A 14,447-nucleotide genomic window follows, 5' to 3' on the forward strand; every position below is an offset into this window, starting at 1 on the left:
AAAAAGGGCCTGCGGTAACGCGGGCCCTAAATGCATGCTTAGTTGTCTTCAATAATATGGTAGGTAAAACGGTTGGCGGTCATGGTCTTGATCTCCTCCAGATAATTCGAATTCATCACATAAAGTGACTCTCCGTCGCGCATGCCTTGTCGCGCTTCCTCTGGGGATTCAATGCGAATGCCCGTCACCGCCGTGTACTGCCCCTGTTTTTTCGGATTGATATCGATAATGCGTGCGACTTTCAGCCCCATGCGTGCCAAATTCAACGCGAAAATGACCCCTTTCGACGCGCCGCCCCAGATAGAGATCGGCTGCTCGCTTTGCAATTGCGCCAGCAGCGCGCTGCCCAGCCCCAGCGAGAAAGGCGCCAGGCGCGCGGGCTCGGCCGGTAACGACGCCACATCCTGCAATTCATCGAGATCGGCGATCACATACAGGTATTGTTGATGAAAGATATCACCCAGCGACAGCGTGCGTTTGAAGTAACGCTGGAAATCGCTCAGGCGAAAGTAATTGACGTGTTCGTAAAACACATCAAACCACGCGTTTTTGGCGAGGATCCAATCCAGGTTAGGCACTTCGATGTAGATTTTAGTGCCGGAAGGCGCCTGGGATTTGATCAGATGTAAGAACGACAGCGGATCCTCAATGTGCTCCAGTACGTGCCGCAGGATAATGCCGTCGCAGGCCACATTAGATTGGGCGTTAAAATACGCTTTACGGATGCGGCTATCGTCGCCAACGTAGCTGGGATCAAAGCCGCTGATGCTGAAACCTTGCTGGCTGAGCAGATCCAAAAACACCCCTTTACCACAGCCAATTTCCACCAACTTGTGCTGCGGCATGTAGGCGGCGATCAGCTCGCTTACCTGCAAAAGATGGGTTTTGAAGGCGTCACTGAGTCCCTGCTCATTGTGATAATTCTCATCGTAGGTCATCAGCTGCGCATCAAAGTCGCGGTTTTTCACCGTGCCGGTCACCGGATCCTGAATCAGGCTGATGTTCACGCGCGTGGCGTTGCGTGCCGCTTCGGCGCTGGGAAAGGTAATGTTCTGGAACACAGGGTAATCCTGGCGTGCAAACAGCACAGGGACGTTAGTCATGGCGATCGGTCTCCAAATTGCTAATACCGTACAGCACAGGCACGCTCGGTGCACCGCCGAGCGGTGTGGTCAGCGTGAGCAGATGTTCGGCGTGATGCTCTGCCGCGATGCGTTTGGCGAGGGCGCCGAGAGAAATCGGCTGTTCTGAACAGACGTTGAAAACGCCTTGCCCACCTCTGAGTACCGAGGCAACAATCTTATCGGCGGCGTCTGCTACGTCCATATAGTCACGCTGTAGCGTGGGATTGTTCACCACAGCAGGCTGACCGCGCTGAAATTGATCGCGCAAATAGCTGACGAAGCGGCCCGGCTTTTCGTGTTTGCCATACAGGTAAAACAGGCGGTACCAGCTAAACGCGGTGGACGTCTCTTTCAGTAACTGCTGGGCAACGCTGCACAGGGCGCTTTTGCTGGCGGCATACACGGATTGCGGCTTCAGCGGCGTGCTCACGCGCAGGGCGGGCTCGGCGTGATCGTACTCAAAGCAGGTGCCAATGCCGCAAAATGCGGCAACGTTGGCGGCACGGCACGCCTGCACCAGATTCAGCGAGCCTTGCAGACACTGCAGGTTTTCCGCGGCATGAAGGTAATCTTTGGGATCAACGTACCACGCCGCATGCAGCACACAGTCGACATCACTCAGCCAGTCGCGCCACGCGTCAACCGAAAGCGTAAACAGCGAATCCACGGTGATGACCTTGCGGATAGTGTCGTAGTCGGCAAACTCAGGCAGCGCGTGTCGGCCAACGATCGTGATACTGACATCATGCTGTGCAAAAGCCTCCAGCAGGGCACGGCCCACAAAACCGCTGGCGCCGGTGAGTAGAATATGCCGCGTCATGGTTGTGCCGCCGCAGGATAACGCGCATGGGATTGATCCTTCTCACTGATCAGCACCGGCGAACAGGGCCATGCGATAGCAAAGGTCGGATCGTTCCATAAAAATCCCTGTTCCGCCTCTGGCGTCCAGTTCGCTGAAACGTGGTAGAGCAAATCGCAGTGCGCTTCCAGGGTGATAAAGCCATGGGCGCATCCTTCGGGAATGTAAAACGCATTCTGTTTATCGTGGCGCAGTTCTACACCGTGCCATTGCAGGTAACTCGGGGAGTCCGGGCGGAGATCCACGGCTACGTCAAAGATGCTGCCGCTTAGGGCGCGAACCAGCTTCACTTCGCTGTGCGGCGCGCGCTGTAAATGCAGGCCGCGCAGCGTGCCCGCCTGCGGATTGCGTGACAGGTTGCACTGCGGGAAATGAAACGCGAGGCCGTGCGCCTTAAACGTATTTTCGCAAAACAGCCGGGTGAAAGATCCGCGATTATCCTCGAAGGCGCGCGGGAGGATTTCAAAGGCGCCAGCAATCGGCGTTGGAATGAGGTTCATGGCTTTCCTTACTGTGCCGCACTGCAGGTGCGCAAATAGTCGTTGAGCTGTTCAACAGCAAACTCGCGCATGTTCGTTTGCCCGCGCGCCGTCGCATACCAGGCATGAGTCAGTCTCAGGGTGGCAGGCATGTTCAGGGCCGGGTGCCAACCCAAGGTGTGCGCCGCTTGCGTGGAGTCGAGGTTCAAATAGAGCGCTTCACTGTTTGCCGGGGGAACTTGCTGTACGGCTTCAGGCGTCTGCTGCGCAACGGCACTGAGCGCCTCTAACACCTGTTTAACGGTGAGCTGATTCGCCATGGATGGCCCAAAATTGAGCGCGGGAACATAGTGGTCACGGTTGTGCAGCAAATATTCTGCGTACAGCAAGTAGCCGCGCAGTGACTCCAGCACGTGTTGCCAGGGGCGAACGGCGTCGGGATAGCGCAGGTGTAGCGTCTGCTGTGCGTCGCGCGCGCGGTAGTAATCCGGGATGAGACGATCTTTGGCCCAGTCGCCGCCGCCGATGACATTACCGGCGCGCGCCGTGGCTAACGGCACCCCTTTTTTTCGCATAAAGCTCTCGCGCCAGGAGGCACAGAGGATTTCCGTCATGGCTTTGGATGCGCTATAAGGATCTTGCCCGCCCAGCGCATCGGTCTCTTTAAAGAAGTGATGCTTCACGCCATCGTTGGCATAGACTTTATCGGTCGTGACCACGAGGATAGCCTGCACGCTGTCATTTTCGCGCAGCGCTTCCAGCAGATTTAGCGTGCCGGAGACATTGCTGGTGAAATTGTCCCAGGGGGCGTCATAGGCGCACGACACCAGCGCCTGAGCGGCCAGGTGAAAAACCATCTCGGGCTGAATGGCCGCAATGTGTGCTTCAAGCGCCGCTTTATCGCGAATATCACACGTGATGTCCTGGATATCACGCCCGCGCTGCACCAACGCATAGTGGCTACGCGCCTCAGGATTGGCGAGGGAAATGCCGCTGACCTTGGCGCCCATCTGCTCGAGCCAAAGCGTTAACCACGACCCTTTAAAGCCGGTATGGCCGGTAATAAGGACTTTTTTTCCCTGCCAAAAAGCAGGCGTTACCAGACTTTCCATGGGGCCTCACCGTTACGCCACAGTTCATCGAGGTACACTTTCTCACGCAGCGTATCCATTGGCTGCCAGAAGCCATCGTGAATAAACCCGGCAAGCTGACCGGCGTTGGCCAGTTTTTCCAGCGGGCCGGTCTCCCATACCGTCTGATCGTCTTCGATCAAATCGATAACCGAGGGGTCCAGAATAAAGAAGCCGCCGTTGATGCGCGCGGAGGGATCGCGCGGTTTCTCTGCAAAACTGGTGATACGGAAGCCGTCGGCGTGAATGGTACCGAAGCGGGCAGGGGGGATCACGGTACACATTGTGGCTTTGAGGCCATGCGACAGGTGAAAATCAAGTTCTTCACGGATGTTCACATCGCCTACGCCGTCACCGTAGGTCAGCATAAAAGGCTCATCCGGCTTCAGCCAGGATTTAATCCGCTTGATGCGACCGCCGGTCATCGAGTCGATCCCGGTGTCCACCAGCGTAACTTTCCAGTCAGGCGCCGAGCAGTTGTGGTATTCAATTTTGTTGTTGATCAAATCAACCGTAATATCGTTATGGTGCAAAACAATATTCGAAAAATACTCTTTTAGCTGATAGCCTTTATAGCCGCAGCAGATAATAAAATCATTAAAACCGTAATGGGAATAGATATTCATGATATGCCAGATGATCGGCTTATCACCTATTTCCACCAGCGGTTTAGGGCGAACAACGGTTTCTTCAGATAAGCGAGAACCCAGTCCACCTGCCAGAATAACCACTTTCATACAACCTCCGAAAATTAGGTGCCGCGCTGATAATTGCCGCTTTCCGACACGCTGTGCACAAAGCCGAACAGGGACGCAGGAATGCTATTGCCGGTATTTAACATCAGGTTTTTTTGTAAAAAATAGGAGCCCAATCGTTCCTGACAAAACGCCACGGCCCGTTTTTGATAGGGATCTTCGCTATCAAATGCGTCAAAACGTTTTTCAAATTCCAGCGTGACCATCTCAATATATTCAAAGCACGCCTGCCACCATTCACGCGGATAGGTGCCTAGCTCCATGCCGCCAATAATTAACGAAGGGAAATTAAGAAATTCATAGCTTTCATGCAGGCTTAATACATTCAATTCAACCGCGAGTTGCGTGTATCGTAATAAATCGACGATGTTATGCACGCCGCCGTACTGCATATAGGTACTGTGGATCTTGCTGGGCAGGGCAATAATAAAGCTTTGATCGTTGCGCGGCGTGGGCGCAATCGATAAGGTTTTGGCCTCGTCAATGCTCAGGGTATTAATACCGCCGTAGTTACGCGAAGGTATACCGAACTCTTGCGTGGTGACGAACTTCCGATACTGCCATACCGTGACGGTGTCATCACTGCTCGTTTCGCTTTCCAGTATGCGGCGGATTGCCAGCGGGCCCAGTGCGCCAGAAATACGTTTGTGCAAGGCTTGGCCATCCGGGAAATAGTCATAGCCGGAATATAGTTTGTGCGCGCTCTCGGGCGGCGCCTCAGAACTCAACCAGACAATCCGGGCATCATCGGGCAGAGGAAAGCACGGCAGATCTTGATGGCAGATAACGAAAGTAGGCACTGAAAGTTCCTTGGTTCAATGGGTGCTTTGCGTATTTTATCTGCTGCGGCGCGCGCTTAATGCTGTGAAAAGAGCGCTATCTGTGGTGCATTTTAAGTGAAATCCGCCTCCGCCATCGCCCGCTGCCTGGCGACATCGGGCTGCTTACCGTTCTGCTCACAAGCGGCATAAAAAACCGCGCGTGAATTACAGTCCTTGCTTAATCTGCCGATAACACTCCTCAGAATATTTGTTCATTTCTTGGTTGTTGTTTCCTGTTTCTGGGGTGTCTATGCGCTTCAATTATGACTTGTTACCCGGTGAGATGCTCACCTTCGAGGAGATCGCGCTGCGCTATGCCCAGCAGCATCCGGAAGAAAAAGAGCTCACTGCGCGCGGCTTGCTGAGTCCGTCCACCAGCTTCCGCAACCTGATTATCCGTGCGGTGTTTGCCCAGCAGGAGCAGAACAGTCCGCTGGAAGATCTGCTGTTTGTCTCAGAAGACAATGAGCGGAAAAACTATTTGCGCCGCTTTGAGCACTACCTGAAAAGTCAGCAGGCTTTCCTGTACTTCCGCCGCACCGACGAAAGTAAGAAAGAGGGGCGCTGGCGCGTAGTGGGCGAAACGCAGGTATACGCCATGCTCGATCCCCACTCGGCGGCCGCGCAGAATCTGCTGAACAGCCGCGGCTTTAAACTGGTGCTGATGCGCCAGACGGAAGAGGATGAGTACTGGCAGCTGTTTGATCCCAACGCCCACCCTTGTTTTCCGCTGTCGCGTAAAGTCCAGTTTCTGGTGGTCCTGAGTACGCCGCAGCATAAGGTGCCTACCGCCGTGATGCCGGGCACGGAAGTGGGTCGACGCGTGAAGGCCAAAGTGTTTCAACGTGCCAGCCAGGCGGAGTTTACTGCTGCGGTGAAAGCCCGCTACGGCGCCTGTATTATCACGGGGACGCAGCTTACGGAACGCCATAGCTGGCCGTGGGTCGAAGCCTGTCACATTGATACGCAAGAGAATGAAGAGGGTATGCTTGCGGATAATAGCGTGGACAACGGTTTATTCTTGCGGAGCGATCTGCAGCGCCTGTTTATTAATAAAATGATCAGCATTGACAGTGAAACCGGGCAGGTTCGGTTTAATCCGCTGCTGGAATCGGAAGCCGCTATTAGCGAATTTTATCAGGCGCTTGACGGTAAAACCTGTGCGCTCTGGGAGGCGGTGCCCACCGGCACCCGAGCACGACTGCGCCTTCCGCGCTAAGCCACACTGGGGTAGCGGTGCAACGCACCGCTACTTATATCAAATTTAAAAATACCTCGCTTTTGCCCGCCTATTCTGCCAATCGAAACCTCTACAGAATTGGATAATCATGCCGATAACTTTACTAACGCAGGGTAGTCAACGTGAACGATCTCTATACCGCTGATGGCGTGATGGACAAACATTCGCTCTGGCAGCGTTACGTTCCTCTGGTGCGGCATGAAGCGCTGCGCCTGCAGGTGCGGCTGCCAGCCAGCGTTGAGCTGGATGATCTGCTGCAGGCAGGGGGCATTGGCTTATTGAACGCCGTGGAGCGCTACGACGCGCTACAAGGCACCGCCTTTACCACCTACGCCGTGCAGCGCATTCGTGGCGCAATGCTGGATGAACTGCGCAGCCGCGACTGGGCACCACGCAGCGTACGTCGTAACGCGCGTGAAGTGGCCGGGGCAATGCATCGGGTAGAACAAGCGTTGGGGCGCTCGGCTACCGAGCAGGAAGTGGCTGAGCAATTGGATGTTTCGCTCGAAGAGTATCGGCAGATTCTGCTTGATACCAACAATAGCCAACTCTTTTCGTATGACGAGTATCGGGAAGAGCACGGTGACAGTGCGGAGCTGGTGACGGACGGGCATGAAGAAGCCAATCCGCTGCACCAGTTAATGGAAGGGAACCTGCGTGACCGCGTCATTGAAGCGATCGAGGCTCTGCCTGAGCGTGAAAAATTGGTGCTCACACTGTACTACCAGGAAGAACTGAATTTGAAAGAGATTGGTGCGGTGCTGGACGTGGGAGAATCTCGCGTAAGCCAGCTGCACAGTCAGGCTATTAAACGCCTTCGCGCCCGGCTTTCGGGTGCGCGCTAACAGACTCAGTTCCTGGGGATCGAAAAATAAAAAAACCGGGGACTCAGCAATGGGAGCCAAAATTAAAGCCAGACCTTTAAGTCGTTATCTTAAAGACTACAAACACAGCCAAACGAATTGTTCACATTGTGGCAAAGTGTTAGACCGAATGGCGTTAGTTTTTCGTGGTCAGATCATTAATAAAGAAGCCATTGCGCGCATGGATCAAATGATTGACGATCAGGTTTGGATGAAACTTCAACCTGAACTGACCGCACTGTGTCGTTTTTGCAGCGATATATTTTGCAATACTCACCCTAATTACTTCGACATTATGGCGTTCAAACAATATTTGTTTGAGCAGACCGAAATGAGCCACAGCACAATTCGTGAATATGTGGTTCGACTGCGTCGTCTGGATGACATGCTGAAAGCGAAAAATTTTCCTGCAGATCGGTTGCGGGGCAACAGCTGGCATGAATGTCTGGAAAATGATTTACCCGATGCGGGTAATAATAACTACCGCATTGCGCTGCGTAAATACGATCAGTTTTTAGGCTGGCAGCGCAGCTAAATGGGATCCTGTCCTTGTTGTTGATACGACTATCAGCAACAAGGCGCGCCTGCATAGATTTCTGGATGCGACTTTTCGCATCTTCTGCAACACTGTATGGATATTTGCACACTGCCTGAATGGAGGCTGCATTGTCCTTAGATCTTTTGCACCAGTTCCCTCGACTCGAACTTCTCGGTGCGCCTACGCCGCTTGAACACTTACCCCGACTGTCGGATTACCTCGGCCGCGATATCTTTATTAAGCGCGATGACGTCACCCCGGTCGCATTAGGCGGCAACAAACTGCGCAAGCTGGAGTTTCTCGCCGCCGATGCGCTGCGGGAGGGGGCCGATGTGCTGCTTACCGCGGGCGCGATTCAGTCCAATCACGTACGCCAGACCGCTGCCGTGGCCGCGCGCCTCGGATTAAAGTGCGTGGCGCTGCTGGAAAACCCGATTGCCACGACGGCGGAAAACTACCTTAGCAACGGTAACCGCCTGCTGCTGGAATTGATGGACGCCGAAATCATCATGGTGGATGCATTACACGATCCTACCGCGCAACTCGCCGAGCAGGCCGAACGTCTGGAGGCGCAAGGTTTTCGCCCTTATACCGTGCCGGTAGGCGGCTCTAACGCCTTGGGCGCGCTGGGCTATGTTGAGTGCGCGCTAGAAATTGCGCACCAGAGTGAAGGCGTCGTAGACTTCGCCGCCGTGGTGGTGGCCTCGGGCAGTGCGGGTACGCACGCGGGGTTGGCCGTCGGGCTGGAGCAGTTATTGCCGCAAACCGAGCTGGTGGGCGTCACCGTTTCCCGCAGCGTGGCGGCACAGCAGCCGATTGTCGAACGCTTGCGCACGGCGCTGGCGGCGCAGCTTGAGCTGCCGGTTCACGCGCCAATTACCCTGTGGGATGACTATTTTGCTCCGCGCTACGGCGAGCCCAACGCCGAGGGCATGGAGGCGGTGAAGCTGCTGGCGCGCCTTGAGGGCATCATGCTCGATCCCGTTTATACGGGCAAAGCCATGGCCGGGCTGATCGAGGGTATCAGCCAGGGACGCTTCCAGCGTGAGGGGCCGCTGCTGTTCGTGCATACCGGTGGATCGCCCGCGTTATTTGCTTATCATCCTTTTGTCTGAGACAGCGGCAAAAAAAGATTTATAATCCGGCGCTTACCGGTGTTTTTCTGCACCGGTTTTGCCTACAAAAAACGGGCGGCACGCGTGGTTTCGCCGCCTCACAGCACACAACAGATCACAATAATGGGGTAAACATGAAATTTTCTCCGATTCGTCGCCAGATGGTGATGGGATTTATGGCGGTCGCACTGGCGGCGGGTGTTAACGTTAACACCTTCGCCGCAGACGACCTGCTGGCGCAGGTAAAAAGCAAAGGCGAACTGCGCGTGGGCCTGGAAGGCACCTATCCGCCGTTCAGTTTTCAGGATGAAAAAGGCAAGCTCACCGGTTTTGAAGTGGAGTTTGCCCAAGCGCTGGCCAAGCACCTCGGTGTAAAAGCCGCGCTGAAACCCACCAAATGGGACGGTATGTTGGCCTCGCTGGATTCCAAACGCATCGACGTGGTGATTAACCAAGTCACTATCTCCGATGAGCGCAAGAAAAAGTATGACTTCTCAACGCCGTACACGATCTCTGGCGTGCAGGCGCTGACGCTGAAAAAGAACGCCGACACCATCCAGAAACCGGCCGATCTGGCGGGTAAGAAAGTGGGCGTGGGGCTAGGTTCAAACTACGAACAGTGGCTGCGTGACAACGTCAAAGGCGTAGATATCCGCACTTATGATGACGACCCGACCAAGTATCAGGATCTGCGTTCAGGCCGCGTTGATGCCATTCTGGTTGACCGTCTGGCCGCGCTGGATCTGGTTAAGAAAACCGGCAATACCATGGCCGTAGCGGGCCCTGCCTTCTCGCGTCTTGAGGCTGGCGTGGCGCTGCGCAAAGGCAATGAATCGCTGCTGAAAGCCATTGATGGCGCGATTGCCGATATGCAGAAAGATGGATCGTTGCACCAGCTTTCTGAGAAATGGTTCGGCGCGGACGTGACCAAATAATGCAGGAAAGCCTACAACTGGTGCTGGATTCAGCACCTTTTTTGCTTAAAGGCGCCCTGTTTACGCTGGAGCTGAGTATTGGCGGGATGTTTTTCGGCCTGCTACTCGGCTTTGTGCTGGCGCTGATGCGTCTCTCACCGTTCTGGCCGATCGCGTGGCTGGCGCGTATCTACGTGTCGATTTTTCGCGGGACGCCACTGATTGCGCAGCTGTTTATGATCTATTACGGCTTGCCGCAGTTTGGTATTGAACTGGATCCGATTCCCTCCGCCATGATCGGCCTGTCGCTGAATACTGCGGCTTATGCGTCGGAATCCTTGCGCGGCGCGATTGCGTCAATTGAACGCGGTCAATGGGAAGCGGCGGCCAGCATCGGGATGACGCCGTGGCAAACGCTGCGCCGGGTGATCTTACCGCAGGCCGCGCGCACGGCGCTGCCGCCGCTCGGCAACAGTTTTATCAGTTTGGTAAAAGACACGTCGCTGGCCGCCACGATTCAGGTGCCGGAACTGTTCCGCCAGGCGCAGCTGATCACCTCGCGCACGCTGGAGGTCTTTACTATGTATCTGGCCGCGTCGCTGATCTATTGGGTGATGGCAACGGTACTTTCCGCCTTGCAGAATCGGCTGGAAGCACACGTGAATAAGCAGGATCGGGAGGCGAAATGAGTGCGATTGAAGTCCGCCAGCTGGTCAAACGGTTCAACGGCCAGACGGTGCTGCACGGCATTGACCTTGATGTGGCGCCCGGGGAAGTGGTGGCCATTATCGGCCCTAGCGGCTCGGGTAAAACCACCCTGCTGCGCAGTATCAATCTGCTGGAAGTGCCAGAGCAGGGGCACATCAAGGTGGGTGATATCGCCATAGACGCCAGCCTTGGCCTGAGCAAGCAGAAGCAGCAGGTAAGACAGTTGCGCCAACAGGTGGGGTTTGTGTTCCAGAACTTCAACTTGTTCCCGCACCGTTCGGTGCTGGAAAACATCATTGAAGGGCCGGTGATTGTTAAAGGTGAGGACAAGACGGAAGCCGTGGCGCGTGCGCGCGTGCTGCTGGAAAAAGTGGGCCTGCAGGGTAAGGAAACCAGCTTCCCGCGCCGCCTGTCGGGGGGGCAGCAGCAGCGTGTGGCGATTGCGCGTGCGCTGGCGATGCGGCCCGAAGTGATTCTGTTTGACGAACCCACGTCGGCGCTCGACCCTGAGCTGGTGGGAGAAGTGTTGAATACCATACGTGCGCTGGCCGAAGAGAAGCGAACCATGGTGATCGTGACGCACGAAATGAGCTTTGCACGTGACGTTGCCGATCGCGCCATTTTCATGGATCAGGGCCGTATTGTAGAACAGGGCGCCGCCAGCGAACTGTTCCGTAACCCGCAGCACGCCCGTACCCGGCAATTTTTAGACAAGTTTCTTAATCAATAATCTAAAGCGTCGTCTGGTTCGGACGGCGCGCTTCTTACTTTTCCGCGCATAAAGACCCTAAGTTTATTCTGGTTTTTCTTTTTCCTTTTTTAATTAAATTATTGATAATAATTATTTTTATTCTTGATGTAGGGCACGCTTACGCCTTGTCTGTATTTTTAGGAGCAGCCCGATTGAGACATCTTCATATTTATAAATAATTCTTTACGAATTTATGTCTCAACCAGGATTTAAAAATGCAAACAGCCAAGAATGAGGTTTTGTGGATCAATACCCTCAAGGGAGCCTGTATCTTGTTGGTGGTGCTACACCATTCGATTATCACCACCTTCGCGCCCTCACTGCATCACCTCACGGCGGGGCTGGTGCCTGCGCACGCGTGGGTGACATTCAATACTTACCTCTCGCCGCTGCGCATGCCCGCCTTCTTCTTTGTCTCTGGCCTGCTGGCGGCTAATTCCGTGGTGAAAAAGCGCTGGAAAGAGGTGTTCACCAAAAAGTTCAGCAATATTCTCTACCTCTATCTGCTCTGGGGCGTGATTCAGTGGATCAGTATTCACTACATCTCCACGCATTTGGGGGAGCGCCTTTCCAGCACCAAAAACGCGGCGTATGCCGATACGCCACTGGAGTTCTTAAAGCTGCTGATGACCGCGATGACCAGCCTGTGGTACCTCTATGCGCTTGCCGGATTCTTCCTGTTTACCAAGCTGTTTTATCGCCAAAAGATGGCGCTGGTGCTGCTGGCTGTTTTGGCTAATTATGCCGCGCAATTTAGTTTGATTCCCGGCTGGGGACCGACCAGCGTGGCGCAAAATTACCTCTACTTCCTGCTGGGCGTGTTCTTTAGCCAGCGCGTGATCGCGATTAGCATGCTGAAGCGACAGCACTGGCTGCTGCTGGCGGGCGTGGCGGCGCTGGGCGTGGCGCACCACCTTGGCGGCAGCTACAAGAACCCGTTCTATAGCCTGCTGACGATTGTGTTCGGTATTGTGGTGTGCCGGATGCTGAATGCGCATTTCAATATGGCCTGGCTTAACTGGATTGGCCGCAATACGCTGCAGATTTATGTGTTGCACCGGATCTTTATTGAGCTGCTCGGTTTGGGCGCGATTTCTCTGGCGTTGCATTACGGCTGGTTTGGCAATGCCGCGTTCAGCTGGACATGGGCGCTGATCATGCCGGTGAGCGGCGTGGCCATCTGTGTGATGCTGTCGCTGCTGGTGTGGAACCTGCTGAACCGCGGGCCAGGCCGGATACTGTTTCTTCATCCGCGTTTGCTGCGGCAATCAGCGACGGACGCGAAACCGGCCGCGACGCCATAATCATCACGAGGGCCAGCTTGCTGGCCCTTTTTTACTCACCACATAATGAACTTATTTTCTTAATCATTTGCCACATTGCAGGAAATAATCTTACGCAGTGTATTTTTATTTGGAATATATCCGTCTGGATTGTTCTTAATTATTAAATGCGATCACCCTCACATTATGAGGCTATATCGGTCTCGTCGCGTTATATTCAGAAGGTCACTGCGCGCTTTTCCCACAAAATAAAAACCCAACGGCAGGGGATCGCTGCCGCCGCGCAGGACCAGTAAAGGGTATTTAAGAGTTTCGCTACAGTCACTCGCAGCCTGCAGGGTTACTATCCCTCAAATAATCATAACGCCTATTCGTTTCTTTTCGCCTCCGCTTTCTCTTCTGACGCAACACAGTAACGGGAGTTAATCTTATGAATAACAGCACAAAAAATGATATTGGCTGGATTAATACCCTCAAGGGCGCCTGCATACTGCTGGTGGTGCTTTACCACACCGTGTTGCCCGGTTTTGAAGGCACGCTGAAATATTTAACCGCCGGGTGGTTGCCAGCAGACATGTGGGTGCAATTTAATACCGTGTTGTCCCCGCTGCGGATGCCTGCATTCTTTTTTGTTTCGGGTTTACTTGCCACCAACGGTATTTTAAATCGCACCTGGAAGCAGGTGATGACCAGCCGCGTAATGAACCTTTTTTATCTCTATATTTTATGGGGTGTGATTCAGTGGTGGTCTATTATCGGTATTTCCAGCGAAATCACTGGCCAGCGCATTTCGCATAATCTGAATGCTGCTTACGCTGGCTCGCTCATCGAATTTATTACCCTGACATTTATGGCCATGAGCACGTCCTGGTATCTCTACGGTCTTGCACTCTATTTCCTTTTTGCCAAACTGTTTCGCCAGCATAAAGGGCTCTTGCTGACAGTGGCGATAGCCGTGAATTATCTTGCCGTGACAAAAATCATTCCTTTCTGGGGCCCGCAAAGCGTGGCGCAGTATTTTCTTTTCTTTTTGCTTGGGGCGTTCTGGAGCCCGACGCTGTTGCGTATGAGTGAGTGGCACCGGCAAAACCTTTTGCCCTGGGCGCTGCTGGTGGCGCTGGGCGGCGTTCAGCTTCTCTTTGGTCTCGAGAAGAACCTTTTCCTGTGCACATTGGCGGTGATGGCGAGTGTGGCGGTGTGCCGCTGGCTGAATCAGCATTTCAGCATGACCGTCCTCAATTGGATTGGTCGCAACACACTGCAGATTTATGTGATACACCGCATTTTTCTTGAGTTTTTTGGTATGTCAGCCATTCTGCTGGCACAGCGTTACCACGCCTTTGAATACGCCTGGTTTTCGGTGCTGTGGGCCTGCCTCTATCCCCTGGCGATGGTGGCAATCTGCTCGCTTTGCTCGGTGGCGGTGTGGTCAATGACCAACCGAGGATTGGGGCAGTCGCTGTTTTTGTTTCCAACGCTAATAACATTAAAGCGGGATAAGTCACTGGGATAAGGGGGAGGCTGCCGCTGGCAGGTGCTTTAGCCACTTGCAGTGGCGGGCTTATGCCGCAGGCAGCGGCGAAGCTTCCTCGCTGCACGGTGCAAATTTCGTTCGCCATGGCACTGGCAGGTGCTTTAGCCACTTGCAGTGGCGGGCTTATGCCGCAGGCAGCGGCGAAGCTTCCTCGCTGCACGGTGCAAATTTCGTTCGCCACTGGCACTGGCAGGTGCCTTTGCCGTGCTGCGGCGACCGAGCAGAGGGCGCCAGGCCGCGCCCTCTGCACTCCCCGGCCCTGCGCCAGCCCCGCTCGCCGCTGCGCGGTGCCTTCACTCCCTCAGCCTTCCTGACGGACCGGCGTCGATTCGC

Annotated in this window: 15 protein-coding genes; 9 read left to right on the plus strand and 6 right to left on the minus strand. The window is 54.5% G+C overall.

Translation table 11 applies throughout. From position 1 onward, the window contains the following. Positions 1-38 precede the first annotated feature (38 nt). Genes LU196_RS05975 through LU196_RS06000 form a run of 6 tightly spaced genes read right to left on the minus strand, consistent with a single transcriptional unit; the run spans position 39 to position 5,147 of the window. Positions 39-1,103, minus strand: coding sequence for a class I SAM-dependent methyltransferase (locus LU196_RS05975; RefSeq protein ID WP_232759738.1), 1,065 nt, complete (start codon positions 1,101-1,103; stop codon positions 39-41). Further along, positions 1,096-1,944, minus strand: a complete 849-nt coding sequence (locus tag LU196_RS05980; protein ID WP_232759739.1) for an NAD(P)-dependent oxidoreductase — start codon at positions 1,942-1,944, stop codon at positions 1,096-1,098. The genes LU196_RS05975 and LU196_RS05980 overlap by 8 nt, the downstream gene beginning before the upstream one ends. Beyond that, a complete protein-coding gene (gene rfbC, locus LU196_RS05985; RefSeq protein ID WP_232759740.1) occupies positions 1,941-2,483 on the minus strand; it encodes a dTDP-4-dehydrorhamnose 3,5-epimerase in 543 nt (180 codons plus the stop codon). The genes LU196_RS05980 and rfbC overlap by 4 nt, the downstream gene beginning before the upstream one ends. Before the next feature lie 8 nt (positions 2,484-2,491). Beyond that, positions 2,492-3,574, minus strand: coding sequence for a CDP-glucose 4,6-dehydratase (gene rfbG, locus LU196_RS05990; protein WP_232759741.1), 1,083 nt, complete (start codon positions 3,572-3,574; stop codon positions 2,492-2,494). Beyond that, a complete protein-coding gene (gene rfbF / locus LU196_RS05995) occupies positions 3,559-4,329 on the minus strand; it encodes a glucose-1-phosphate cytidylyltransferase (protein WP_232759742.1) in 771 nt (256 codons plus the stop codon). The genes rfbG and rfbF overlap by 16 nt, the downstream gene beginning before the upstream one ends. 14 nt (positions 4,330-4,343) lie before the next feature. After that, on the minus strand, positions 4,344-5,147 hold the full coding sequence (locus LU196_RS06000; protein WP_232759743.1) for a hypothetical protein: 804 nt from the start codon (positions 5,145-5,147) through the stop codon (positions 4,344-4,346). Between the two features lie 271 nt (positions 5,148-5,418). Between LU196_RS06000 and LU196_RS06005 the strand changes: the two genes are divergently transcribed. From LU196_RS06005 to LU196_RS06045, 9 genes are all read left to right on the plus strand, one after another. Next, positions 5,419-6,387 carry an HNH endonuclease signature motif containing protein gene (locus tag LU196_RS06005; protein ID WP_232759744.1) on the plus strand — a complete coding sequence of 323 codons (969 nt, stop codon included), beginning with the start codon at positions 5,419-5,421 and terminating at the stop codon, positions 6,385-6,387. A 143-nt stretch (positions 6,388-6,530) separates the two neighbouring features. Beyond that, the gene (locus LU196_RS06010) at positions 6,531-7,253 is read left to right on the plus strand and encodes an RNA polymerase sigma factor FliA (protein ID WP_232759745.1); all 723 of its coding nucleotides are present in this window, start codon (positions 6,531-6,533) and stop codon (positions 7,251-7,253) included. A gap of 49 nt (positions 7,254-7,302) precedes the next feature. Then, positions 7,303-7,806, plus strand: coding sequence for a flagella biosynthesis regulatory protein FliZ (fliZ, locus tag LU196_RS06015; protein WP_232759746.1), 504 nt, complete (start codon positions 7,303-7,305; stop codon positions 7,804-7,806). Between the two features lie 119 nt (positions 7,807-7,925). Then, positions 7,926-8,924 carry a D-cysteine desulfhydrase gene (locus LU196_RS06020; protein WP_232759747.1) on the plus strand — a complete coding sequence of 333 codons (999 nt, stop codon included), beginning with the start codon at positions 7,926-7,928 and terminating at the stop codon, positions 8,922-8,924. A gap of 134 nt (positions 8,925-9,058) precedes the next feature. Beyond that, a complete protein-coding gene (gene tcyJ / locus LU196_RS06025; protein WP_232759748.1) occupies positions 9,059-9,859 on the plus strand; it encodes a cystine ABC transporter substrate-binding protein in 801 nt (266 codons plus the stop codon). Next, the gene (gene tcyL, locus LU196_RS06030; RefSeq protein ID WP_232759749.1) at positions 9,859-10,527 is read left to right on the plus strand and encodes a cystine ABC transporter permease; all 669 of its coding nucleotides are present in this window, start codon (positions 9,859-9,861) and stop codon (positions 10,525-10,527) included. The genes tcyJ and tcyL overlap by 1 nt, the downstream gene beginning before the upstream one ends. Further along, positions 10,524-11,276 carry an L-cystine ABC transporter ATP-binding protein TcyN gene (tcyN, locus tag LU196_RS06035; protein ID WP_232759750.1) on the plus strand — a complete coding sequence of 251 codons (753 nt, stop codon included), beginning with the start codon at positions 10,524-10,526 and terminating at the stop codon, positions 11,274-11,276. The genes tcyL and tcyN overlap by 4 nt, the downstream gene beginning before the upstream one ends. 236 nt (positions 11,277-11,512) lie before the next feature. Then, complete coding sequence (locus tag LU196_RS06040) at positions 11,513-12,601, plus strand: acyltransferase family protein (RefSeq protein WP_232759751.1); 1,089 nt, start codon at positions 11,513-11,515, stop codon at positions 12,599-12,601. A gap of 409 nt (positions 12,602-13,010) precedes the next feature. Further along, complete coding sequence (locus tag LU196_RS06045; RefSeq protein ID WP_232759752.1) at positions 13,011-14,093, plus strand: acyltransferase family protein; 1,083 nt, start codon at positions 13,011-13,013, stop codon at positions 14,091-14,093. The last annotated feature ends 354 nt before the right edge of the window (positions 14,094-14,447 follow it).

The sequence above is a fragment of the Pantoea sp. Mb-10 genome (assembly GCF_021272205.1).
GTDB lineage: Bacteria > Pseudomonadota > Gammaproteobacteria > Enterobacterales > Enterobacteriaceae > Pantoea.